This is a genomic window from candidate division TA06 bacterium B3_TA06, assembly GCA_005223075.1.
GTDB lineage: Bacteria > Hydrothermota > Tepidihabitantia > B3-TA06 > B3-TA06 > B3-TA06.
The window spans coordinates 131,641-152,851 of the sequence record NJBO01000004.1 but is presented as its reverse complement, the minus strand read 5'-3'; the positions used below and the strand labels follow the sequence as shown (position 1 = coordinate 152,851).

At 52.4% G+C, this 21,211-nt stretch carries 21 protein-coding genes, 1 tRNA gene and 1 pseudogene; 17 read left to right on the top strand and 6 right to left on the bottom strand.

Annotated elements, in window-relative coordinates:
• The 4 genes and pseudogenes from CEE36_04180 to CEE36_04165 all read left to right on the top strand — a co-directional run.
• On the top strand, window positions 1-982 hold a 982-nt coding region (locus CEE36_04180; protein TKJ43540.1), incomplete at its 5' end, for an asparagine--tRNA ligase.
• 250 nt (window positions 983-1,232) lie between these two features.
• Window positions 1,233-2,006, top strand: a complete 774-nt coding sequence (locus CEE36_04175; GenBank protein TKJ43537.1) for a phosphoadenosine phosphosulfate reductase — start codon at window positions 1,233-1,235, stop codon at window positions 2,004-2,006.
• A 71-nt stretch (window positions 2,007-2,077) separates the two neighbouring features.
• Window positions 2,078-2,917, top strand: coding sequence for a hypothetical protein (locus CEE36_04170; protein ID TKJ43536.1), 840 nt, complete (start codon window positions 2,078-2,080; stop codon window positions 2,915-2,917).
• A 414-nt stretch (window positions 2,918-3,331) separates the two neighbouring features.
• Window positions 3,332-3,708, top strand: a pseudogene (locus tag CEE36_04165) (permease).
• Between the two features lie 154 nt (window positions 3,709-3,862).
• Here the strand turns inward: CEE36_04165 and CEE36_04160 are convergent.
• From CEE36_04160 to CEE36_04145, 4 genes are all read right to left on the bottom strand, one after another.
• Window positions 3,863-5,383, bottom strand: coding sequence for a hypothetical protein (locus tag CEE36_04160; GenBank protein TKJ43535.1), 1,521 nt, complete (start codon window positions 5,381-5,383; stop codon window positions 3,863-3,865).
• Window positions 5,380-6,015: a dTMP kinase gene (tmk, locus tag CEE36_04155; protein ID TKJ43534.1), complete on the bottom strand. Its 636-nt coding sequence runs from the start codon at window positions 6,013-6,015 to the stop codon at window positions 5,380-5,382. Before tmk ends, CEE36_04160 begins: the two co-directional genes overlap by 4 nt.
• Before the next feature lie 121 nt (window positions 6,016-6,136).
• A complete protein-coding gene (locus CEE36_04150) occupies window positions 6,137-7,231 on the bottom strand; it encodes an inositol-3-phosphate synthase (GenBank protein ID TKJ43533.1) in 1,095 nt (364 codons plus the stop codon).
• 122 nt (window positions 7,232-7,353) lie between these two features.
• Window positions 7,354-8,736, bottom strand: a complete 1,383-nt coding sequence (locus tag CEE36_04145) for a hypothetical protein (protein TKJ43532.1) — start codon at window positions 8,734-8,736, stop codon at window positions 7,354-7,356.
• Between the two features lie 336 nt (window positions 8,737-9,072).
• On the opposite strand from CEE36_04145, the gene CEE36_04140 reads away from it, so the two are divergent.
• The 13 genes from CEE36_04140 (at window position 9,073) to CEE36_04080 (ending at window position 19,578) form a co-directional block, all read left to right on the top strand.
• Window positions 9,073-9,792 (top strand): hypothetical protein, encoded by a 720-nt coding sequence (locus CEE36_04140; protein TKJ43531.1) that lies wholly within the window; start codon window positions 9,073-9,075, stop codon window positions 9,790-9,792.
• A complete protein-coding gene (locus CEE36_04135) occupies window positions 9,779-10,408 on the top strand; it encodes a hypothetical protein (GenBank protein ID TKJ43530.1) in 630 nt (209 codons plus the stop codon). Before CEE36_04140 ends, CEE36_04135 begins: the two co-directional genes overlap by 14 nt.
• Before the next feature lie 14 nt (window positions 10,409-10,422).
• Complete coding sequence (locus CEE36_04130) at window positions 10,423-11,043, top strand: hypothetical protein (GenBank protein TKJ43529.1); 621 nt, start codon at window positions 10,423-10,425, stop codon at window positions 11,041-11,043.
• On the top strand, window positions 11,024-11,722 hold the full coding sequence (locus CEE36_04125; protein ID TKJ43528.1) for a hypothetical protein: 699 nt from the start codon (window positions 11,024-11,026) through the stop codon (window positions 11,720-11,722). The genes CEE36_04130 and CEE36_04125 overlap by 20 nt, the downstream gene beginning before the upstream one ends.
• Window positions 11,719-12,357, top strand: a complete 639-nt coding sequence (locus CEE36_04120; protein TKJ43527.1) for a hypothetical protein — start codon at window positions 11,719-11,721, stop codon at window positions 12,355-12,357. Before CEE36_04125 ends, CEE36_04120 begins: the two co-directional genes overlap by 4 nt.
• A gap of 30 nt (window positions 12,358-12,387) precedes the next feature.
• Entirely contained in the window at window positions 12,388-12,747 is a 360-nt protein-coding gene (locus tag CEE36_04115; protein ID TKJ43526.1) for a YraN family protein, read from the top strand.
• A gap of 2 nt (window positions 12,748-12,749) precedes the next feature.
• A complete protein-coding gene (locus CEE36_04110) occupies window positions 12,750-13,268 on the top strand; it encodes an AAA family ATPase (GenBank protein ID TKJ43525.1) in 519 nt (172 codons plus the stop codon).
• 44 nt (window positions 13,269-13,312) lie between these two features.
• The gene (locus tag CEE36_04105) at window positions 13,313-14,863 is read left to right on the top strand and encodes an ATP-dependent protease (GenBank protein TKJ43524.1); all 1,551 of its coding nucleotides are present in this window, start codon (window positions 13,313-13,315) and stop codon (window positions 14,861-14,863) included.
• A gap of 572 nt (window positions 14,864-15,435) precedes the next feature.
• Window positions 15,436-16,530, top strand: a complete 1,095-nt coding sequence (locus CEE36_04100; protein TKJ43523.1) for a hypothetical protein — start codon at window positions 15,436-15,438, stop codon at window positions 16,528-16,530.
• Window positions 16,531-16,758: 228 nt separating this feature from the next.
• The gene (locus CEE36_04095; protein TKJ43522.1) at window positions 16,759-16,953 is read left to right on the top strand and encodes a hypothetical protein; all 195 of its coding nucleotides are present in this window, start codon (window positions 16,759-16,761) and stop codon (window positions 16,951-16,953) included.
• Between the two features lie 430 nt (window positions 16,954-17,383).
• Window positions 17,384-17,456: transfer RNA gene (locus CEE36_04090), tRNA-Lys, on the top strand.
• A 42-nt stretch (window positions 17,457-17,498) separates the two neighbouring features.
• Window positions 17,499-18,872, top strand: a complete 1,374-nt coding sequence (locus tag CEE36_04085) for a hypothetical protein (protein TKJ43521.1) — start codon at window positions 17,499-17,501, stop codon at window positions 18,870-18,872.
• 76 nt (window positions 18,873-18,948) lie between these two features.
• Window positions 18,949-19,578: a hypothetical protein gene (locus tag CEE36_04080; protein TKJ43520.1), complete on the top strand. Its 630-nt coding sequence runs from the start codon at window positions 18,949-18,951 to the stop codon at window positions 19,576-19,578.
• A gap of 48 nt (window positions 19,579-19,626) precedes the next feature.
• Here the strand turns inward: CEE36_04080 and CEE36_04075 are convergent, their stop codons facing one another.
• Both CEE36_04075 and CEE36_04070 read right to left on the bottom strand, forming a co-directional pair.
• Entirely contained in the window at window positions 19,627-20,724 is a 1,098-nt protein-coding gene (locus CEE36_04075) for an amino-acid racemase (GenBank protein TKJ43519.1), read from the bottom strand.
• Window positions 20,721-21,152: a GNAT family N-acetyltransferase gene (locus tag CEE36_04070; GenBank protein ID TKJ43539.1), complete on the bottom strand. Its 432-nt coding sequence runs from the start codon at window positions 21,150-21,152 to the stop codon at window positions 20,721-20,723. The genes CEE36_04075 and CEE36_04070 overlap by 4 nt, the downstream gene beginning before the upstream one ends.
• Window positions 21,153-21,211: the final 59 nt, after the last annotated feature.

The window sequence follows — 21,211 nt, the reverse complement described above, 5'->3', positions numbered from 1 at the left end:
AGACTTCCTTTTATCGAGAAGGCATCTCTGGTTGCGCTCCCGGCGCCAGCACGCGCTCCTGAAATGCAGGGATACCTTAATCCGCGCGTTCCACGAGTTCTTCGAGAAACGAGGGTTTATACTGATCGACCCACCGATGATCACCCCCACCTCGTGCGAAGGTGCAACAACACTCTTCGAGATCGACTACTTCGGCGAGGCGGCCTACCTTTCACAGTCGGGCCAGTTATACATGGAACCCGCGGCAGCAGCGTTCGGAAAGGTCTACTGCCTTGCACCTTCGTTCAGAGCGGAGAAGTCCAAGACCCGCAGGCATCTAACCGAGTACTGGCACCTGGAACCTGAGGTAGCGTTCCTTGATCTCGCAGGCGACATGGAACTCGCCGAGGATATGCTGCTTTGCGTTGTTCGAGGCGTTCTTGAACACCGAGCGGATGAGCTAAAGCTGTTGGGCGAACGAATCGAAGGCTTCGACAAACACACCGAACTCCTAAAAAATCTAGATAAACCCTTCTACCGAATCTCCTACGATGATGCACTTGAGCTTCTAAAGGAAAAGGCTGTCCAGATGAAGTGGGGTGAAAAGTTCGGCGCTGACGAGGAGGCGGTAATCTCTCGTGAGTTTGATAGACCGGTGTTCGTGCATCGTTACCCGAAGGCCTCCGCCCCCTTCTATATGAAGGAAGACCCCGCCAACCCGAAGGTTGTCTTAAACTTCGATCTTCTGGCCACTGAGGGCTACGGCGAGATAATCGGTGGCTCGCAACGCGAGGATGACCTGGCAAAACTTGAGGCCGCCATCGAGCGCCAAGGACTGCCGCGCGAGCCGCTTGAGTGGTACCTTGACCTGCGCCGCTACGGGACGTTCGAGCACTCTGGATTCGGGATAGGAATGGAACGGACACTGGCGTGGATCACCGGTATCCACCATATCCGTGAGACGATCCCCTATCCCAGGTTGATGGACAGAATCTACCCCTGAAGGTATAGCCTATTCCTACCTTAAGGATCAATCCTGACATATTCTTCGCGAGCAAGCGTTACCTCCTAGATACGGGTAGAGGCGATTTCGAGCGCCGGGGATTTATCTATTCGATTAAAAAGTAAATCTAACAAACAATTTACCAGGATAACTGATGCACCCTTAAAGCCCTTGACAAGACTCGCTCTCAGCATACAATTATGTATGTGTATGGGTAATTTCAACTCGCTAAGCAGGGATCAAAGACCATATGCAAACGATGAGAGTGGCGGAGTTAGATCGAGAGAAATTCAAAAAAGGAGGCTGGATGAGTCTGCTTGACAACAACGATGACGTGAAGGAGCTGGTCGAGAAACTGAACTTCAAGGAGAAGGTCGAACGTTCAATGCGCCTGATCGAAGAGGCATACGAGCGTTACGGCCAAAGAATGGTGGTGGCCAACAGTCTGGGCAAGGATTCGATGGCGGTGTGGGATCTTGCAAAACGAGCAGTCCCAAAAATCCGCGGCTTCATCGTAACAACCCGCTACAAACCTCAAGGGACCAAGGAGTTCATGCGTAAGGTTGTGGAGCGATACCCTGAGATCAAGGTTTATGCAAACGATGCAGAGATACCGGAGCGGCTTTACGAGACAGACCCTGACGAGTGCTGTCGGATCCTGAAGGTTGAGCCGGTTCGTTGGGCCATTGATGAGATGGGTGTTGACTGCTGGGTAACCGGTCTGCGCTCCACAGAGGGTCGTACCCGTACCGACTACAAGGAGGTAGAGGAGCGCGACAAGGGTCTTATAAAGCTCAACCCCCTCCTTTTGTGGAAGGAACGCGAGGTCTGGCAGTACCTTGCACTCTACCAGGTGCCGGTCAACCCTTTATATAAAGAGGGCTACCGCTCCTTAGGCTGCGATCCCTGCACCCGTATCACCAACGAGGAGGCTGAGCGTGCCGGGCGCTGGCTGAATACCTCGAAGTGCGGCGGAGAGTGCGGCATACATACCCGCCCACTGCGCGCAGGCGTGGCTGACTGATCTCAGCCTGATAGCGACTTCCTTTACCACTTCCCGCCTCGTATCGAGTGGCAGAGAGTCTTTAGGAGGATATGATGGCCATGTCGCTGGGATTGTTCCTTTTAATCATCGTGCTCGCCCTTGCCTGCGAGTTCGTTGATTCTTCGGTAGGGATGGGATACGGTACGATCCTCTGCCCTTTGCTCATCGGAATAGGATTTGAACCTTTATTCGTCATCCCCGCACTTCTCTTATCCCAGGCGGTGGGAGGGCTTATGGCCTCCCTTTTCCACGCCAGGTTGCGTAACGTCAGCTTCAGTCCCCAATCGAAGGATTTCAAGATCTTCCTGATAATCACCGGAACAGGTGTCCTGGCCACCATATTTGCCGCAATCGTGGCTTTAAATATTCCCAAGGTAGTTCTTTCTACCTATATCGGAGCACTCGTCCTGGCTATGGGAATCCTCGTGCTTATAAACCTGCGGTTCAACTTCTCCATTAAGAAGATGATAGGCGTCGGCATCATAAGCGGCTTTAATAAAGGACTGTCAGGAGGTGGCTTCGGACCGATCGTCACCTCCGGTCAGATCATCTCCGGCCACAGGGCTAAACGTGCTGTCGGAGTAACCACCTTATCGGAGGCCCCGATCTGCATCACCGGCTTCCTGACCTTCCTTATCGGCAAAGTGATAATACAAAGTGAAGGATCTATCCTTTCCCGACCCATAGGTGAAATCGCAAGGACCGTCTTCTTATCCCAATCCATCCTGCGTTGGGACCTCTTGATCGCGCTCCTGATAGGCGTCTGCCTTGTGGCTCCACTCGGCCCACTCCTGACCAAGAAGATCGCCAAAAAGAGATGGCGCTACGTGTTAGGTCCCTTGGTCATCTTACTCGGCGTGTGGGTGCTTATAAAAACTTATCTTCTCTAACGGGCTTGCCAAGCGCTCCAAGATAGGGAAAGACAGAAACTTACGCTTTCCTATCACGCTTGGCAAACTACTGGTTGCATTCAGGGTTCGCCTTTTTCTCAATCATCAATCTCTGGTTGGCCCCCGATGGCGCAGGAGCCATAGCACTCCCCAATCTCCTCCGGATGCATCGGTTAACCAAGGGAATTGATATGGAGTGCAATGACTGCGTCATTGCGGCAACAAGACGGTTGTTGCACTCCAAATATAAAACACAACATGTAGCGCGAGTCTTTAGACTCGCCGGTTAACTTTTCCCTGCGAAGATTGCTTAAAAAACATACGACCTCTTCGTCTAGGGGAGTTGCCAAGCTCTTCGGATCGGATATAGTTGTAATAGAAAACTCTGGTAACCTCATCCAACCTGGGAGTATCATGGGTGTTTGGCAATATCTTTTCGTGGCCGCAGTTGGTGTGACGGCCGGGATGCTTTCCGGTCTTTTCGGGATCGGGGGGGAACGTTAATCATCCCTGCATTGGTTTTCATCCCGGGCTTCACCTAGCATAAAGCCCAGGGGACCTCGCTTGCAGCTTTGCTTCTGCCGGTGGGAATCTTGGGGGTGATCCGTTACTACAAGGCTGGAGACGTAGACTGGATAGCTGGCCTGATCCTCGCTGGAGGGCTTCTCGTTGGGGCCTACTTCGGCGCAGGCTGGGCAGGAAAACTGAACGAGGTCTGGCTGAAGCGTGCGTTCGGTATCTTCTTTATCCTTTTGGGAGTCCGCTACATACTTACCAGGTCAGCGCCTTAAACAGGACCTCCTTACAGCACCAATTGCCCATCTCTCAGGTAGAGTCAGATTCATCCTAGGAGATTTTCTTTATTCTCTTGATGCGCTAAGACCCTACCGGGTTTCAGCGCAACCTTCATTGACCACACCCCCCAGAGTAGGAACGAGCGATACCCTATTGAGCGTAACCGAGGAGCTCTGCGGTACTCTCCGCTTCTGAAAGCAGCTCCAGCGCCTTCTTAACCACCGGGTCTTCCGCAAGTATGGCCTGATAACGACCCTCCTCGCCCCATTTCTGGCTAGCGATCTCCAAACGCAAGTAATAGCGAAGCTGTTTTTTGGTCTCTTCGAACTCGGCATCGGTGAACTCAACCTCACGCTTTCGGGCTTCACGAGCAAGACCCGCAAGCATCTCGTCGGTTACAGAGAAGTCAGGGGCAATCTCAGGATTCTTCGAGAGATAATCAACGGCGTAGGCAAAGAAGGTTCGCTTAATCCAGAATCTGCGCGCAAGCTCGCTCAACTTTTCAGTCTCAACGTAGATATCCGGGGCAATGGCTCCGCCTGCATAAAGCAGACGCTTACGTTTACCGAGGGTATGAAGCGTAGCCACCTCGTTCTCCTTGCCCTCGATCTTGGCGCGGTGTCTATCTATGCAGCGTCCCGCCGGCGTGTACCAGTGGGCGGTGGTAAGCTTAAGGCGTCCTGAGTCGGCAAGCGGATAAAGCGTCTGCACCGATCCCTTGCCGAACGTCGTGTCGCCTAATACAAGGGCACGTTCCCAGTCCTGCAATGCCCCGGTAAGGATCTCGGCGGCCGAGGCTGAACCACGGTTTGCAAGAACAATCAAAGGATAATCCCCGAACAAGGGATCCTCGTGTGCGCGGTAGGTGCGGAAGCTCTGTGGGATGCGGCCTCTGGTCTGCACGATCTCACGATCACGCTCAAGGAAGAGATCGGAGACATCCACACCCTCGCCAAGGTAACCACCCGAATTCATGCGTACATCCAGAATGAGTTTTTTCACGCCTTCGACGCGGAGAAGTGAATCCATGGCTTCCTCCATCTCTTCGCGAGCGGTCCGGCTGAACTTGGAGAATTTGATGTAGCCGATCTGGGGGCTCAGTTTGGCAACGTAGTTCACAGCGTTGAGCTTGATGATTTTACGGGTGATGGTAAGCTCCATCGGCTCGTCCCAACCGTTTCTCCAGATAGATATCGTCACGTCGGTACCCGGCTCGCCTCGAAGCTTTGAAACCGCCTCGTCTACCGTTATCCCTTCGGTAGACTCCCCCTCTATCTCGACGATCCGGTCTCCGGCTTGCAGGCCTGCCTCCGATGCAGGGGTACCCTCCAGGGGCGAGATAACAGTGAGCCAGCCGTCGGCGATAGCTATGGTTATGCCTAAGCCGCCGAACTCGCCCTGCATCGAGATATTCAGGCTCTCGAACTCCTTGGGAGTCATGTAGATACTGTAGGGGTCCAGTTCACTGAGCATCCCCTTCATCGCGTCCTGGATCATGGAATCCAACGCCACCTCACGGACATAGGTATCACGGGTTATCTGAAGCACACGCTGGAAAACCTCAAGCGAGGTGTAGATGTTCGTCTTGGCTGCCCACAGGCGGGAACCCACCCATGTAGCTGCAAGCAGTGAGATGGCAAGTATACCTAGGGTAAGTTTACGTTTGTTCATAATATCCCCTTACTTTTCAAAAGGTCTAAGGCGACCCCTTTGATCTCTTCATGCAGCATCATCTTCTCCTTCGCGCCGTTAAAGACGCGGATCTTGCGCGGTGCGCGTCGTGCGAACGCAAGATAGGCCTCGCGCACCCTCCGGTGAAACCCCAAACCGGCCTGCTCCAGGCGATCGTGAGGCCTATCCAGTCGTGCAAAAGCCTCTTTCACATCGAGATCGACAAGCACCGTAAGATCAGGCTCCAGTCCGCCTGAGGCGAACTTACAAAGCCTGGCTACTCGCTTCGTATCGAGCTCGCGTCCACCCGCCTGATAGGCGAGGGTGGAGAGTGTGTAGCGGTCCGAAATTACAACCGCCTTGTCTGCAAACAACTTGCGACGAATGCGCTTGGCCACATGCTCGACACGCGCCGCAAGGTAAAGCAACAACTCTGTGCGCGGGTGCATCTCCTCAAGCTCCGAGTTCAAAAGCACCGCGCGTATCCGCTCTGCCACCTCGCTTCCCCCTGGCTCCCGGCTAAAGTCGACATTGACTCCCTTCCTCTCCAGCGCATCGGCCAAAAGCTGGGCCTGGGTCGACTTGCCCGAACCCTCTATCCCCTCGAATACTATGAACACACCCCTCCTCATATCAGTGATCCTTTAGCGCCCACAGAGTATAATGCTATTATGAATCCCATCCCGAGTATGTCAAGGTCGCTACCATACAACTCCACCCACCCCGAAAAGGCTGCTCGCCCCATGCCACTCATCAAGCTCTTTTCTTCTGCTTGCGAGCGTACCTGCGGATATAGGCCTCGGTCCTGCGGCGGGCAACGTAATCCGGATACTGACGCGGCGGGGATTTGAAGAAGTAGCTTGAAGGGGCTACAATCGCACCCTTAAGCCCATGATTTAAAGCGAGTTTGACGCAGCGGATGGCATCTATCATCACACCTGCCGAGTTGGGCGAGTCCCAGACCTCAAGCTTGAGCTCAAGGTTCAAAGGCACGTCACCGAAGGTCTGACCCTCCATCCGCAGGTGGCACCATTTTCTATCGGCAAGCCAGGGAACGTAGTCGGAGGGACCCACATGCACATTCTCTGAGCCCATATCGTAGGGCAGCATGGATGTCACTGCACGGGTCTTTGAGATCTTTTTTGACTCCAGGCGCTCGCGCTCGAGCATGTTTAAAAAGTCGGTGTTGCCGCCCACGTTAAGCTGGCTGGTTCGAAGAAGCCTCACCCCGCGTTCGTGGAACAGGGTAGTAAGCACACGGTGGACGATGGTGGCACCTACCTGGGACTTGACATCGTCGCCAAGGACTGGCAGCCCCTTGGAGCTGAACCTCTCAGGCCAGTAACCGCCTGAGGCGATAAAAACAGGGATTCCGTTAACGAATGCACAGCCTGCATCAAGTGCCTGCTCAACATACCACTTGGTTGCCTCCTCTGATCCTACGGGAAGGAAGTTGACCACCACATCGGTCTTGGTCTCACGCAGAAGACGTGGGATGTCCGCAGTGTTGCCAGGCGCCTTGGTGATGATCTGTGAAAGATACTTCCCCAGACCGTCGTGGACCATACCTCTCACCACCCTGATACCCGACTTGGGAACCTTGGCAAACACCTGGGTGTTGTTAGGATATGTGTATATCGCCTGCGATAAATCCCTGCCTACCTTACGCTTGTCGATATCTATGCCCAGTGAGAACTCTATATCCGAGATGTGGTAACCCCCAAGGTTCACATGCATGATCCCCGGGATTATCTCACCTTCCTTCGCGTTGCGGTAGTAGTAAACGCCTTGGACAAGCGAGCTCGCGCAGTTGCCCACCCCGATGATCGCAACACGAATCTTACTCATCGTAACTCCTTTCGCTTATATCCTAGAATAGCTAAGTTTATAAATCGCCGCGGCTATGTCAAGGCCATGAGTGCTCAAAAGAGGAAGCCGCTGACCGGTTATTCGCATCCAAGCCCGAACCATCAGTTTCTCCTGCCACGAACGAGAATCCAAAACACCGCCAGATGTGAGATTACCCCTACACCCAGCATCGCAAAGAAGGGCTGGCCAACAATGGCCCCGAGGAAGATGACAAAGAGTCGGAAATCCCTCTTGGCAAGCCTTGGCAGAAACCGGCTAGGGGATGGTTTTTGAAACCGAAGCTGGTACTCCTTCTTAGAATAACTTGCCAATAGGAAGCCGGATAGTGCGCCGATCCCGGCCAACCATACCCAGAACTCGGGATGAGTAAGCCAGAATCCGTAGGTGACGCCTGCTGCAATGGCCAGATCGGCATACCGGTCGAGGATCGTATCAAAAAAAGCCCCAAAGCGGCTGCCGAGAGCTTTAAGTCGAGCGATCTCGCCGTCGCAGCCGTCGATTATAGAGGAGACCTGGATCAAGACCCCGGCAAATAACACCGGAAGATAACCCTGGCGCGTAAAGAGCCAGGCTCCCAGGAAAGCGATGGTGAAGGAGATGAGGGTAATGGTGTTTGGGGTGATCGAGGTGTGAGCGAGTAACCACGAGAGGCGGATTGAAAGAGGGCGGTTGAGGTAGCGGGCGATGAAGCCATCCTCACTTGGTTTGTCAACTTGCTTGGCAAGGTGACGTTTCGCCTCCCTCAGACTCCGCGGGGTATCAACGTCGAGCCAAAAGCACTCCCCGATATCATAAGTCTGGATGCGCCCCTGGGCGGCCAGCTCGGCGATCCCGTCGGAGAGTTCATACCTGCCCTTGGCTTGAGCCTTGGCCAACGCCTGAAATATCGCTGGGGTGAGAAGAAAGACGCCTGTATCTATTCCGTTATAGCTCTCCAGGTCCTTTCCTATTTCGGTTATGCATCCCGATCGAGTGGCAACCTTGGTCGCATCCCCAAGGTCGAAGACCCGCTCGGTCCGCCTGTCTATCGCCAGAAAGCAGGTATCGTCCTCCGACCACCCACGCAAGAGTCCTGCAAGCAGCTCCGGCTCAAACAGGTGGTCGCCCATCACGAGAACGAAAGGTTCGGCGAGCTTGTCATTACATGCAAGCACCGAGGTTCCGTTCCCCTTTTCCCAGTCCTGGTTTTCGACTACCTCGATCCGAACGGATCTCTTTCTCGCCAGCCGTGCCAGAAAGGACCGCATCGGCTTGGGTTTGTAGCCGGTTACCACGATGAACTCGGAGAGTCCTGCCTCCTTACATGACAGGACTACGCGTTCCAGGAGCGGCAATCCGAGGACCCTCCTCATCGGTTTCAACTCATTCTTTCTCTCTCGTAGCCGACTTCCCCTACCGGCAGCGAGGATGACTACCTTTCTGACCGTAAGCCTTTGCCGGCTACCCTTGTCCTTGCCGCTTTCTATCCCAACCGCTGCCTCCATCTCGTGATCACAGAAGGGCTCTTAGCCATCGCAGCCTCCTTGCGTTGATATTGAGATCTCTATAAGAAGGGGATCTGCCTGATGCTATCTAAAGCATTCTATGCCACTGAGGGAGAATGTCAAGGGCGAAGGTAAGTCCAAGAGGACCGTTCAATGCAAATTTACTCCGCAGGCGTCGTCCTCCGGTCAAATATCAAAGTGCAAAATGGATTAGAGCAGGAGGACCGCGACAATGAATTTAATTTAAAATTTGCAATTTGATTTTTGCAATGAACCCGTCTCCGGGTCTTGACAAACCTTAGACATGGGTATACTTTCTTGTGGAAAGGAGGATTGATGAAGCTGAATAAACGAATCGCGTCAATTCTTAGAATAAGTGCGTGTGTTACGGGTGTTGTGTGTGTTACGGGTGTTACGGGCTGTGTTTCCCCTGTCTATGAGCAGGCAGCGGTCAAACCGGGAACCAGTTATACCGCCGGGGTCGGGATTCATAGTTACAGCTTCAGTGCCTACGATGCATATATTTATGCCGTGGGTGTGCGCGGCGACGGTTCACTACACCGTGGGTTCAACTCATGGCTCGAGGGTTCGGCCAGAGCCGGGATAGGGGGCGGAATCGAAGTCTATGATCACCGGCTCATACCATTCCTGGACGCCGGATTGGGGCTTAAACTTGCCCCACCCTTGAGGTACGTGCATCCAGCGATAAGGATCGACGGTGGATTCTTAAATTACACCCCAACCCTATCCTCGTCCCTGCTTTTAGGAATCGAAGGGAGGAATCAAACCGAGGTGGTAACCCTGGGGGTACGATCCTATCTACTGCCCATGTGGCATAAGGGAACTGGCCTCTCCTATCCTTATACCGATGCATTCGCCGGGTTCCATCTTCCCAAAGGGAGAACGTTATTCGTAGGTGTGAATGTAGGAATTCTTGTCAACGAGATTGAAATGATGAAACTGGTTCAGGATTACGACCCTAATCCGATCTTCACCGTTGGCTTCGGCTGGGAATTCGGTCCCCAAAACCAAGGGGGGCACAGTGAAGAAAATTAAAGGAATCACCATTATCCTGATCGCCTCTTTTACCGCAGGTGTTACCTCCTGCGTCTCACCTTTTTACGGCACAGCAAGGATAGCCAAAGGCTTTCATGTCAACAGCGGAATTGCTGTCGGTCAATTCACCGGTGTTATGATGAACTCCGCAAACTGGCCTTACATCGGCCCGCGTGCTGACGTAGAGGTAGGTTACGCGTTCGGTAACTCTTTCAAGACCCACCTAAGGGCAGGTGGAGGCTGGGGATGGGTATCAAGAGAACGGGAGGAGGGAGAAAGCACACCCAACAGTCAGACTTTTCTGTTAGATGGAGCTATCGGTATCCAGATTGCGCACCCTCATAAGTACTCGACCCTTGCCTTACGTCTGGAAGCAGGACTGGGAGGAGTGAGCACGGATCTGATGTTCGGGATAGGGGAGGCCGAATGGCTCACCCTGGGCGGTCGCGTATACTTCTTCAAGGGAGAACTGGCACAATTTTACCTGCCGGTTGCTCCGTTTATAGGAATACATCCTTTACCCCACCTTTCGATTTTTGCTTCGCCGGGGACGTTTGCCTTTTACGAAGACTACAAGCCGTTCTTCTCTGTCGGCGTAGGCTACAAACTTAAGTAGGAAAGGAAGATAAAATGAAGGTAGTTAATTGGATTACCCTGCTTGCGCTGGGGGTGAATGTATCGTGCATGGGGCTGGCTCCCATCTACGATACGGCCATTACTCACAAAGGATTAACTGTAGGCGGCGGTATCGGTTATCACCAGTACGAGGTAGAAAGCTCCTCAGGGTTCATACATATCCACGACGGTATGCAAGGTATCAGGCCCGACGTTGCGGTAAGTTACGCATTCTCGAACTGGTTCAGCCTGGTGGGACGAGCCGGGGTGATAATCGGAACGGACATACCGCAAGGGAATCCTGCACAGGAACCGTCATTTGGATTAGGTCTCAAGTTCTCAACCCCGTGGCAAATATTCAACCTCGGCCTGCGGGCCGAGGCCGACTGGCCCCGACTTGCTTCCCTGACTCCGATGATGGGTTTCTCCACCCGTAAGGGACACGAGATAATCACCCTGGGGATTCAAACCGCCTTCGGTATAGCGCCTACAGGGGCATTCATAAACCTGCACCCCTTGCGCGGCTCCCACCTCTTCGCCGCTTTCGGTGAGGATGAAATCTGCATAGGCGTGGGCTACACCTATAACTTCCCAAGGAAAGGAAAAGAGGACGGAAATGAGGTTGACGAGGAATAACAGAACTATCCTGATTCTGCTGGGATTGATCGGAATAACGACCATCTCCTGCGTTCCGCCTGTCTACCACACCGCAGAGGTGAAACCTGGAACCTCGTTCTCCGTGGGCGGCGGGTACCTGGATTACAACTACTATTTTCCACAGGGGCTTGACGGTGGCACCGCCCTGGAGGCGGCGAGTGGTTACCGATTGGACATGGTATTTCGCTACTCCGGCGGTAAGCGCTTCATCGAGATGGGACATCCGGCAAAGACGTGGGAGCATCTGGCTATTGTAGCTCAGGCCGGAGCGATGGTTACCGAAGGGGAAGGGGCCAGGGGATTTTTTGATCTGCCCGGGGATTCAAGCAAAAAGGTTCTGCCCTGGCTTGAGACAGCTCTGCAGTATGAAGTACTGGAGAATCCTTCGATATCGATCCAGGCCGGTCTGTTCTTCTTCTACGATGCTACCGTAACCTTCCTCGTCGGCATACCGATCAAGAACCGGGAGATTGCCACCGTGGGTTTCAAAACCCAGTGGCTCTATATACCTGCATCATTTTTTATAACTCTCCATCCCATCAAGCGCCTTCACCTCTACGTGCAGACCAACCTCACCACCTTGCTCACCGACGAATGGGAGCTTCAGGCAGGCGTGGGTTTTGATATAGTAAACACTTATGGAAAGGAGAAACAATGAAGCCTATCCGTGAGCTCCTTTGGATTGGATTGGTCTCTCTGACAGCCTTCGTAGGAGTGACCTCCTGCGTTTCGCCGGTATATGAAACCGCGAGGATAGAGCCTGGATGGAAGTTCAATCTCGGTGTCTGTGCTACCAGTTTTGCCTTTGCCGCCACTGATTTCGGCTTTTACGCGGTGGGGTTGCGTGCAGACGCTGTGGCCCGCCATGCTCCTAACTCGTGGTTTGAAGCCTCAGCCAGGCTGGGAGGAGGGGTGGGGTTGGACCCTTACTACGGTGATTTTTATCCCCTGGTCGACGGAGGGATTGGGTTCAAATTCGCCTATCCAGGCAAAAGACTCCATCCCGCCTTGAAGCTGGAGTTGGAACCCTATATGATGGGTGGAGGAATAGCACCCACCTTTCTTTTAGGAATCGCCGGAGAAAGACAACCGGAGGCGGTCACCGTGGGGATACGGCCCCATCTTGTAGCCGGATACATCCCCGTAGGTATTGATCTTTTAGCTACTATTCATTCCCCTAAAGGCCATTCCATCTTCCTGGGAATAGATATACCGCCATTATTCGTTTTCGAGTCTCCCACAGTGGTCGCCACAGCAGGTATTGGATGGAAGTTTGGGTCCAAGAAGGATTGATTCCCTGTTTATCCCATGTATGATTGTTGCATGAACCGAAAATCACTTGGCCGCAGAGGCGAGGAGATAGCGGAGAGATTCCTCAAAAAGCAAGGCTACCGCATCCTTGCGCGCAACTTCCACACACGATGGGGGGAGCTGGATATCGTGGCGCAGGACGGAGCAGAGGTTGTCTTTGTAGAGGTTAAGACCCGCACCTCAAGCGACTTCGTACGGCCTGAAGAAGCGGTCAATTTCAAGAAACAAGACCATCTAAGAAAAGCGGCTGAAATCTGGCTTGCAAAGAACTACTCACTTCAACCTCCGCCCTGCCGGTTCGATGTGGTAGCGGTAATCATCAAGAAAGACAACGAGCATGAAATAGAGCACCTCCGCGACGCCTTCCAATGAGTATGCGAAAAATCCTGATCATCGGCTCAGGCGGGGCAGGAAAATCGAAGTTGGCCCGCACCCTTGGTAATATCCTGAAGCTGCCGGTGATTAATCGCGATGCCTTCTACTGGAACCCGGGCTGGGTGGAGACTCCTAAGCAAGAGTGGGAGAGGAAGGTAGGAGAGCTCATCAAAGGAGAGGAATGGATCATGGACGGCAACTACGGAAGTACTCTGGAAAAAAGGTTAAAAGTTGCCGATACGGTAATTTTTCTCAATTACTCCAGATACCTCTGTTTGTGGAGAGGTTTGATGCGGCAGTTCTCACGGCAACGAGTTGATCCCATTCCCGGTTGTCACGAGAAGATAGATTTCGAATTCATCAAATGGATATGGAACTACCCCCGAAAGATCCGACCAACGATTATGAAGATACTGGATGAGGGCTGCGACGGGAAAAAGATATTTATCTGCAACACCCCACGGCAGATAAAAAGGCTGGTTCATGAGTTCCGAACCAGAGTTCCGCAGTCCACTTGAAACAGAGACACAAATGTGTATATTATCTTCTGTATGGATGATATATGCTCTCCAAGGTAACGTCAGCTGGCCTTTTAGGCATTGACGCCTACAAGGTCGAGGTTGAGGTAGATACTGCCAGAAGCGGGCTGCCCGCGTTCACCACCGTTGGTCTGCCCGAAGGCGCGGTAAAGGAATCAAAGGACCGGGTCCTGGCAGCGGTAAAGAACTCAGGTTTCCCACTGCCTTCGGCAAGGATCACCGTGAACCTGGCACCCGCCGATATCAGGAAGGAGGGTGCTGCCTACGACCTGCCCATCGCCCTTGGCATCCTTGCGTGTCGTGGTGTGATCCCTGTTGAGGCGTTGGCCAAATACCTGATCGTGGGTGAGTTATCCCTTGACGGGGCTATAAGGCCGGTGCGCGGGGCTTTATCGATTGCCGCGCTGGTGCAGGAGCTTGAAGGCTTCGAAGGCCTGATCCTTCCCAAAGCCAATGCGTCCGAGGCGGCCATACGCGGCGAGGGGTTCTGCTACCCGGCCAACTCACTTATCGAGGTGGTGCGATTCCTTAACGGAGAAGAAAGAATTGAACCCACAAAGGTTGACGTTGCCGAGCTGTTCCGGGAGGAGATGCTCTGGTCGGTGGATCTTGCAGAGGTCAAAGGGCAGGAGCACGCCAAGCGAGCCTTAGAGGTAGCCGCGGCAGGCGGACACAACATCCTTTTGGTCGGCCCGCCTGGCACTGGGAAGACCATGCTGGCCAAGCGGCTGCCGACAATCCTGCCGCCCTTATCGCTTGAGGAGGCTCTTGAGACCACCCGCATACACTCGGTGGCCGGTTTGCTGGACGAAGGTAAGGCGTTAGTCGCCACCCGACCGTATCGTTCCCCCCATCATACGATCTCCGACGCCGGCCTCATAGGCGGCGGGCAGATCCCAAGGCCGGGCGAGGTGAGCCTGGCCCACAACGGAATCCTGTTCCTTGACGAGTTCCCTGAGTTCCGGCGCAACGTGCTCGAGGTCCTGCGCCAGCCTTTGGAGGACGGCAGGGTAGTCATCAGCCGGGCAAAGATCTCCATCCCCTATCCGGCGCGCTTCACCCTGGTCGCGGCAATGAACCCATGCCCGTGCGGGAATTTAACCGACCCGGTCAACATCTGCCGCTGCACCCCACAGCAGATTCAAAGATATAGATCAAGGATTTCAGGACCCTTACTGGACCGCATCGACATCCACATCGAGGTGCCGAAGCTGAGGTTTGAGGAGATAAGGCGAAGGGAGCCGGGCGAGAAATCCGAGGAGGTTCGCAAGAGGGTGGTGGCGGCGCGTGAGGTGCAGCTTGAGCGGTTCGGGATGCTCAAGCGCAAGCACCCGATATACTGCAACGGACAGATGGGTGCAAAGGACGCAAGGCAATTCTGCGAGATAGGCCCGGACTCCGAGCACTTACTCAAGACCGCGATGGAGCGCTTCGGGCTTTCGGCCCGGGCACACGACAAGATCCTCAAGGTGGCAAGAACCATAGCCGACCTGGACGGTGCAGACGCAATCAAACCCCAGCACATCTCCGAAGCTATACAATACCGCAGCTTAGACAGAAAGGTGGAGATGTAGCCCCATGAAAATCCTCTTTAAAAAGCTGGACAAATACTGGCCAGAAACTGGTCAAAAGCTACCCAAAAGCTGGACAAAAACGCGACTTCGTCGCGAATGTAAAAGTCAAAGTGCAAAATGCAAAATTAAGGGGCTGACAGCTGTCGGCCGTGAGCTGTAAGCTGTTTGCCGTGAGCTCCTAGGGGGGTTGACAAGAACGACTTTAAGCTTATCATTTTGCAAGTTTATGAGGAGGAAATAATGGCCTTTTCTGATGAAGATGTATTGCAGGCGTGGACGAGGACAGGTGGTAGGTGTGAGTGCGGGAGGACTACTCACGGACATTATGGTAGATGTAATAAGCAGTTAGACTGGAATGCAAGGGGAAGAGATTGGATGCCAGGCTGTTGGGAAGCACACCATATAACTGCTGGTGGCTCTGATACCTTGAGCAATTGCGAAATCCTTTGTTGCGATTGTCACAAAAAGACTGGCTCCTACGGTGTGTCTTAAATTTCTAAAAAAACCGTACCTTATGTATAAATCCAACCATGCGATACTTAATGTTATGATTTTACTTGTAAAGAGGGAAAATGTCACGACCTTTTGACCCTTTTGAGGGAGGGGAGTACATTCTACATCGAGAAAAGAAGTTTACACTAAAGCGTAAAGTTCAACCCCTACGAAAATCGCTATTAGGTGCAACAGAACCTTGGTCAATGGTTAGTATATTTTTCAGAGAATCTGCGGAACGAGAAATGAAAAAAAGAGGGATTGTAAAAACTTCCGCAAAATTAAAAAGAGCACGAGCTTTCTTAGAGCAATCCCAAGAGTTCTTTTCTGCCTCTAAAGAGGCTTCACATAAAAGTGCACCTATGTTAATCTATTATAGTATGCTCAATTTTGCCAAGGCTATAATTGAATTGTATAAGGTAAAACCAAATTTCTATACGCACGGGATTTCGGTTCCAGAGCTTCCTTCTTGGGCTAGATTAAGATTGGCAAAGGTGAAATTACAACCTAAAGGAGTATTTAAGGAGTTAGCTGATTTGATCGGATTCTCTTACAAAAGAGGCGAACAAATTTCTGGGGAACAGATTTTTGTTAACTGCCCAGGTTGTCTACACGAAGTTAAATCTGTATTAAATAGAAACACTCAACGAGTCTTTATCAATGGTATTGGTATCTTGAGTAACTCATACGATAAATGCATAGATTGTTGGGTTGAAAAAGAAGAAGCAACAAGATTGACATCCCGAAGAATTGGTAAATTAGTTGATTTAATATGTGTAGCAACTGGGATGAAATGGGTATCTTCATCCTCGCCCAAATACTGGTTAAGGTTTCAAACAGAACCACAAGGGTTTCGTGGGAAAAAGGCTAGGGACAAACTTTTCGACTGGCTTGAGACACAACATGTTTGGATCGAACAAATCTTTTTTGCAGAGAAATCTTCGTATTGTATTCGTGTAAAACAGTCTAATCTAGCCCCCCTGCCTTCTACTATTGCCATATATCTTGGGATGTTTTATCTCAATCATCTATCAAGGTATTGTCCAGATCATCTTGAGAGATTGGTTTTCCATAAAGACTACCACCTTGCACAAGTGTTCATGGGGACCCAACCTATAGAATTTTTCCTTGCTTTGGCATCCCATGCTATCGGAGCAGATTTCTATTACGTGTAATCCAATCTCCTTGACTTCCCTCTAATCTCCGCCAAATCATTAAATACCCCACGAAGTTGGTGCTTTTACCCAGAGGGCAAAAAGATCGCAGGGAAGCTCAATCCCCCTTTAGTTCCCCCTTACAGAAGGGGGACACCCATCACCCTCCCTTTTGTTCCCTCCCATCAAGGGAGGGATAATAAGTTGTTGTACCCCTCACCCTTTATCCCCCTCCACCAGGGGAGGGGGATGTATTGTAATGAAACTTCTCCCATCTTATTCCTCTTCCTCTTTCAATTTATAGAGGTTGGAGTACCCCCGTCCCTGTTTCTTGGCTTGCAGGCGCACTACTACGCCCATATCGCAAAGTTTTGCCAGGGCGCGGCGGATGGTCTTGACCGATATCTTCTCTTTTGTGTTCTTGCGTATGTCTTTTATCGTTAAAACGTCCCAGCTGTACTCGAATGAATCCAGTACGAGCCTTTGCGAGGATGTTAGCGCCTGGTGGCACTGTTCAGGTGATAGAGATGTCATAGCTAAGTTTAGCGGGGTTTGTGACGAGTGGAATGTAATGCTGACGAATCGGCTCTTTTTTCACCCCCTCTTTGGTTCTACCCTATGAGCTCAATACGAGCTCAAGGGGCACGCTGAGGTACGCCTCTACGATCTTTTTGTCGTTGCGAGGAGCGAAGCGACGAAGCAATCCCATAGCAGATACCTGATACTTCTGGCGTCGTGCTATGAGATGATTCCATAAACGTCATCCTTCGGAGCCACGCTCCCTGCGGTCGCTCGCAATGACAAGGGGTGAAAGACAAAAGGAGCATTTAATTCGCTTGACTTTGGGGCGCAGGCTCCTAGAATTATAACTTAAGGGCCGTTAGCTCAGTAGGTAGAGCACCTGATTTTTAATCCGGTGGTCGCAGGTTCAAGTCCTGCACGGCCCATTTTGCTAGCTACCAGAAATCAAACTCCGTGAAAGGAGATTCATGAAACCCGTAACACACCTTGGCAGAGTAATAGTGATATTTTTGATTGCGGTGGGGGTCGTTTCCGCAGCAAATTCCGCACAGGTTTTTGCCGAGGCCGAGAAGTACTCGGTGAGGGTGTACGTAACCACAACGGTCGCGCTTGAAAGCTCGCAGCGCGGCTCCTACCAGGGGTCGGGATTCATCGTTTACATTGACAGGGAGGCGGGCTACGCATATACGGTTACCTGCGAGCACGTGATAGGCGACGGTGTATGCAACGCCCAGATAAGCTTCAAGGACGGCGAGCGCATCCAGGCAGAACCAATCTACATCGACCCTGTATACGACTTCGGGATGATCCGCTTCCGCCTTGACGAACCGGGGGTACCTTTAGATATCGCCGTTGCTCGTCTGGGAGACTCGGATAAGCTAAAGATCGGTGATCGGGTGGGGACCTTTGGTCATCCATCAGGGATCGAGTTCTCAGGCACCGAAGGAATCGTCAGTTCAACCACCAACACCCCTACGGCGGGCACGGGCAAGTTCATCCAGACCGACGCTCCTATCAACCCTGGCAACTCTGGCGGCCCCTTAATACTCATGAAGAACGGCTCGGTGATCGGCATAAACGCCGCAACGACAGGAGAGGGTATAGGCTGGAGCCTTGCCATAAACCAGTTGAAACAGATCATCGAAGATGTCATTACAGAAGAGCTCCCCTACGGCGGACACGTGGGATGGATGGGGTTCGACGTGGAAGAAATCACCCCTACCCGGGCCAGTGAAAGCTTCAAGACCGATCTGCCGGAGCACGTGCGCAAGGCGATCCTTATCCGCACCCTGGCCCCTGACAATGTGGCGGACAAAGCGGGTGTCACGTCAGGTGATATTATATTCGCGATCAACGCCAAAACCCCGGAAGATGAGGCCGACTACGCTGTGATAATGAAGGAACTGGCAGACAAGGTCTGCACCCTGACCGTCTCGCGCTTCGGCGAGAAGATTGACTTTGAGCTACTGGCAGCGGACCGTGCTGCGGATCGGCCTAAAGAGTATATCTCAGTAGCCGGAATGATTGTTCAGCCGATGAGTAGGTTCCTTCAGTACTGGTACGACATGGATTCAAACGCGGTCTACGTGGCGGACGTGGAGGAAGAAAGCGCAGCCGCATCATGGGAGGCCTATGCGGGTCCGCTTCGTGCGGTGGCGGTTCGCGGGGTCTATCATGAGATTACGTCGTTCGACGGCTTCTGGGAGGCGGTGAAGGATCTTGAGGCAGGCGAACCGATGGAACTCTTCTACGGGCTGGATAGGATCCGCTCCATCGTCAAGGTCGTATACTACGACGAGTCCGAAGCCCCCCAAAAGCACGAGATAACCCAATGGGACTAGGAGACGTCCTTTAAGACAGTGTAGATTACCCCATGCCATATCTGGGTGAGATCGCAGGTATCGGTACCGCGATCCTGTGGGCGGCCAACGCCATCTTCTTCGCCGAAGGAGCAAAAAGGATAGATGCCCTGTCTTTGCAGCCCTCATCGCCTGGATATTCCTGGGCGAGACGCTTGGCCTTATGGCGATTGGCGGCATCGCGCTTACCGTGGGAGGGATATGCATGGTGGTTCTCAACAAGAAAGGCAACGAGCATCTGGAAAGGAAGAATTTAGTCACAGGCGTCGTATTCTCTGTCCTGGCCGCGATAGGTCAGGGCAGTGGTCTGGTTATCGCCAAACACGGTATGTCTTTGGGGGTAGGAGAGATCGACGCCACCATGATAAGGGTCCTCTCGGCGACGGCGGTGGTCGCTCTGTTCACCCTGATAATAGGCAGAGGCAAACGAGTGGCAGCCTCTGCCAGGAACGCAAAGGCTATGCTCTTCGTTGCGTTGGGAACCACAATCGGGCTTATAATGGGTACTCTGCTGGCGTTCGTGTCTATAAACAACACGGAGGTCGGGGTGGGAGCAACCCTGATCTCTCTTTCACCCCTGATACTTTTGCCTGCATCAAGAATAATCTATGGGGAGCACATAACCCTCATAGCGGTTATAGGTACCATCGTCACCCTTGCCGGGGTTGCTCTTCTGATGCTCCGATAACAAGGCCATTTTAATCATGGATTTTCTGGGAGGTATCCGTATGGAAAGCTATGCTCCGGGCGGGTTTACGACCTCCTTTTCCATGTATCTGGAGTGCATGAGTGCCAGAAGTGCCGGGTAATCCAGACGGAAGCGAATCTCATCGCCAAGCTTGTAAGTCATCTTGGTCTCGGAAAGATCGGCCACTAAAAGATCCGAAGCGCCCCCCACCAGATTCACCCTCTCGTCAATCGGGACGAGATGCTCGAAAGGAACGTCCAGCCTGCCTATATTGAGCACCGCCCTTTCCGCCCGTTCTCCCCCATGCCCCCATTCCCCGATTTCTTCTGTTGTCGGTGCTTCACCAAAGGCATTCTCCACCATCTCCCCCAACGGACCGGTAGGCTTCTCCTTCAGTTCCACGATACTTGCGGCAAGCAAGAACGCGTCCGGCTTAAGTCCCTTGATGTATCCACCGTTGATAAGATCGGTGCCCAAAAACAGGCTCTCACCAACCCTGAAGTGATTTATTTCTTTGGGAAGCTGCTTTTCCAGGATATTGGGGATGGAGATCGAAGAACCACCAGAACACAAGGGCAGTTTGGTTTTGAACTTAAGTTCTATGATTCTTTTATAAAGTGCCAGCTGCATTAACTTGTCGTAGGTGGGAAGCACCCCGTACATGCAGGCAAGGTTGGTGCCGATTCCTAGGACCTCGATTCCTTTCAACTCGAACACATCGCGGTAGAACTCCAGCAACCGATCGGGCATCACCCCTTCCCTTAACTCCCCTAACTCGATCATAATAATGATACCGTGAACCTTGTTTTGCTCCAAGGCTGCCTTAGACAAGGCACGTATGGTGGCAAGCTCGGTGTTAAGGCTTATATCCGCCCACAAAACCACATTGGCTACGGATTTGATACGTGGAGGTCTGATGTAGATGGTCTCTGCTTCAGGGCATAACTTACGGATAGTCTTCAGGTTGGCAAGCCTGGAATCTGCAAAGGAACGCAGACCCAGTTCCACCAGCAGCTTAAGGGCTGGTTTGTATCCGCAAAGCACCTTGGTTACCGCGGTCCAGTGGATACCTCGTTTTGTGAACATTCTATCCATCGCCTCGAAGTTGTGTTCAATCACGGCTGGATCAATCAGTACCCTGCTCATTGCTTCTTGTATCTCATTTCGGCGTACTTGGAGGTGAACCCCAGTGTTTCGTAAAGTGTTTTTGCCGAGTTGTTATACTCTACATGAAGAGCAACGTCTCCTTCGGCTTCCTCAAGGGCACGCTTGAGAAGCTTGGCTCCGGTACCCAGAGGGGCCTTGGACGAATCCGTGGCCAGATATACAAGGATGTTCTCCGGGATGTATCCGGACATGCCGGTTCGGTTCATCACCACCACCCCCACAAGCTCGCCTTCCAGCTCCTGAAGGACAAGAAAACCACCCTTGCCTTCTGTCTCTGAGAACGCGTATTCTATGGCCTCTTCGATCTGCTGGGGCGGATCACGAAATTGCTCAAGGTTTTTATGCAGGAACTCAACGATATGACCTTCTGGGTATAGATCACTTAATTCTTTTTTTGAACGAACGATATGGCACGTTTCTTCCACAAAACTCCTTTCTTTTGTTTACAACCTGAATAACAGGAGGG

What these genes read in the sequence shown, in the direction of transcription:
- CEE36_04175 (TKJ43537.1), top strand. Translation starts at nt 1,233, where the DNA reads ATGCAAACGATGAGAGTGGCGGAGTTAGATCGAGAGAAATTCAAAAAA.
- CEE36_04170 (TKJ43536.1), top strand. Translation starts at nt 2,078, where the DNA reads ATGATGGCCATGTCGCTGGGATTGTTCCTTTTAATCATCGTGCTCGCC.
- CEE36_04160 (TKJ43535.1), bottom strand. Translation starts at nt 5,383, where the DNA reads ATGAACAAACGTAAACTTACCCTAGGTATACTTGCCATCTCACTGCTT.
- tmk (TKJ43534.1), bottom strand. Translation starts at nt 6,015, where the DNA reads ATGAGGAGGGGTGTGTTCATAGTATTCGAGGGGATAGAGGGTTCGGGC.
- CEE36_04150 (TKJ43533.1), bottom strand. Translation starts at nt 7,231, where the DNA reads ATGAGTAAGATTCGTGTTGCGATCATCGGGGTGGGCAACTGCGCGAGC.
- CEE36_04145 (TKJ43532.1), bottom strand. Translation starts at nt 8,736, where the DNA reads ATGGAGGCAGCGGTTGGGATAGAAAGCGGCAAGGACAAGGGTAGCCGG.
- CEE36_04140 (TKJ43531.1), top strand. Translation starts at nt 9,073, where the DNA reads ATGAAGCTGAATAAACGAATCGCGTCAATTCTTAGAATAAGTGCGTGT.
- CEE36_04130 (TKJ43529.1), top strand. Translation starts at nt 10,423, where the DNA reads ATGAAGGTAGTTAATTGGATTACCCTGCTTGCGCTGGGGGTGAATGTA.
- CEE36_04125 (TKJ43528.1), top strand. Translation starts at nt 11,024, where the DNA reads ATGAGGTTGACGAGGAATAACAGAACTATCCTGATTCTGCTGGGATTG.
- CEE36_04120 (TKJ43527.1), top strand. Translation starts at nt 11,719, where the DNA reads ATGAAGCCTATCCGTGAGCTCCTTTGGATTGGATTGGTCTCTCTGACA.
- CEE36_04115 (TKJ43526.1), top strand. Translation starts at nt 12,388, where the DNA reads ATGAACCGAAAATCACTTGGCCGCAGAGGCGAGGAGATAGCGGAGAGA.
- CEE36_04110 (TKJ43525.1), top strand. Translation starts at nt 12,750, where the DNA reads ATGCGAAAAATCCTGATCATCGGCTCAGGCGGGGCAGGAAAATCGAAG.
- CEE36_04105 (TKJ43524.1), top strand. Translation starts at nt 13,313, where the DNA reads ATGCTCTCCAAGGTAACGTCAGCTGGCCTTTTAGGCATTGACGCCTAC.
- CEE36_04100 (TKJ43523.1), top strand. Translation starts at nt 15,436, where the DNA reads ATGTCACGACCTTTTGACCCTTTTGAGGGAGGGGAGTACATTCTACAT.
- CEE36_04095 (TKJ43522.1), top strand. Translation starts at nt 16,759, where the DNA reads ATGTATTGTAATGAAACTTCTCCCATCTTATTCCTCTTCCTCTTTCAA.
- CEE36_04085 (TKJ43521.1), top strand. Translation starts at nt 17,499, where the DNA reads ATGAAACCCGTAACACACCTTGGCAGAGTAATAGTGATATTTTTGATT.
- CEE36_04075 (TKJ43519.1), bottom strand. Translation starts at nt 20,724, where the DNA reads ATGAGCAGGGTACTGATTGATCCAGCCGTGATTGAACACAACTTCGAG.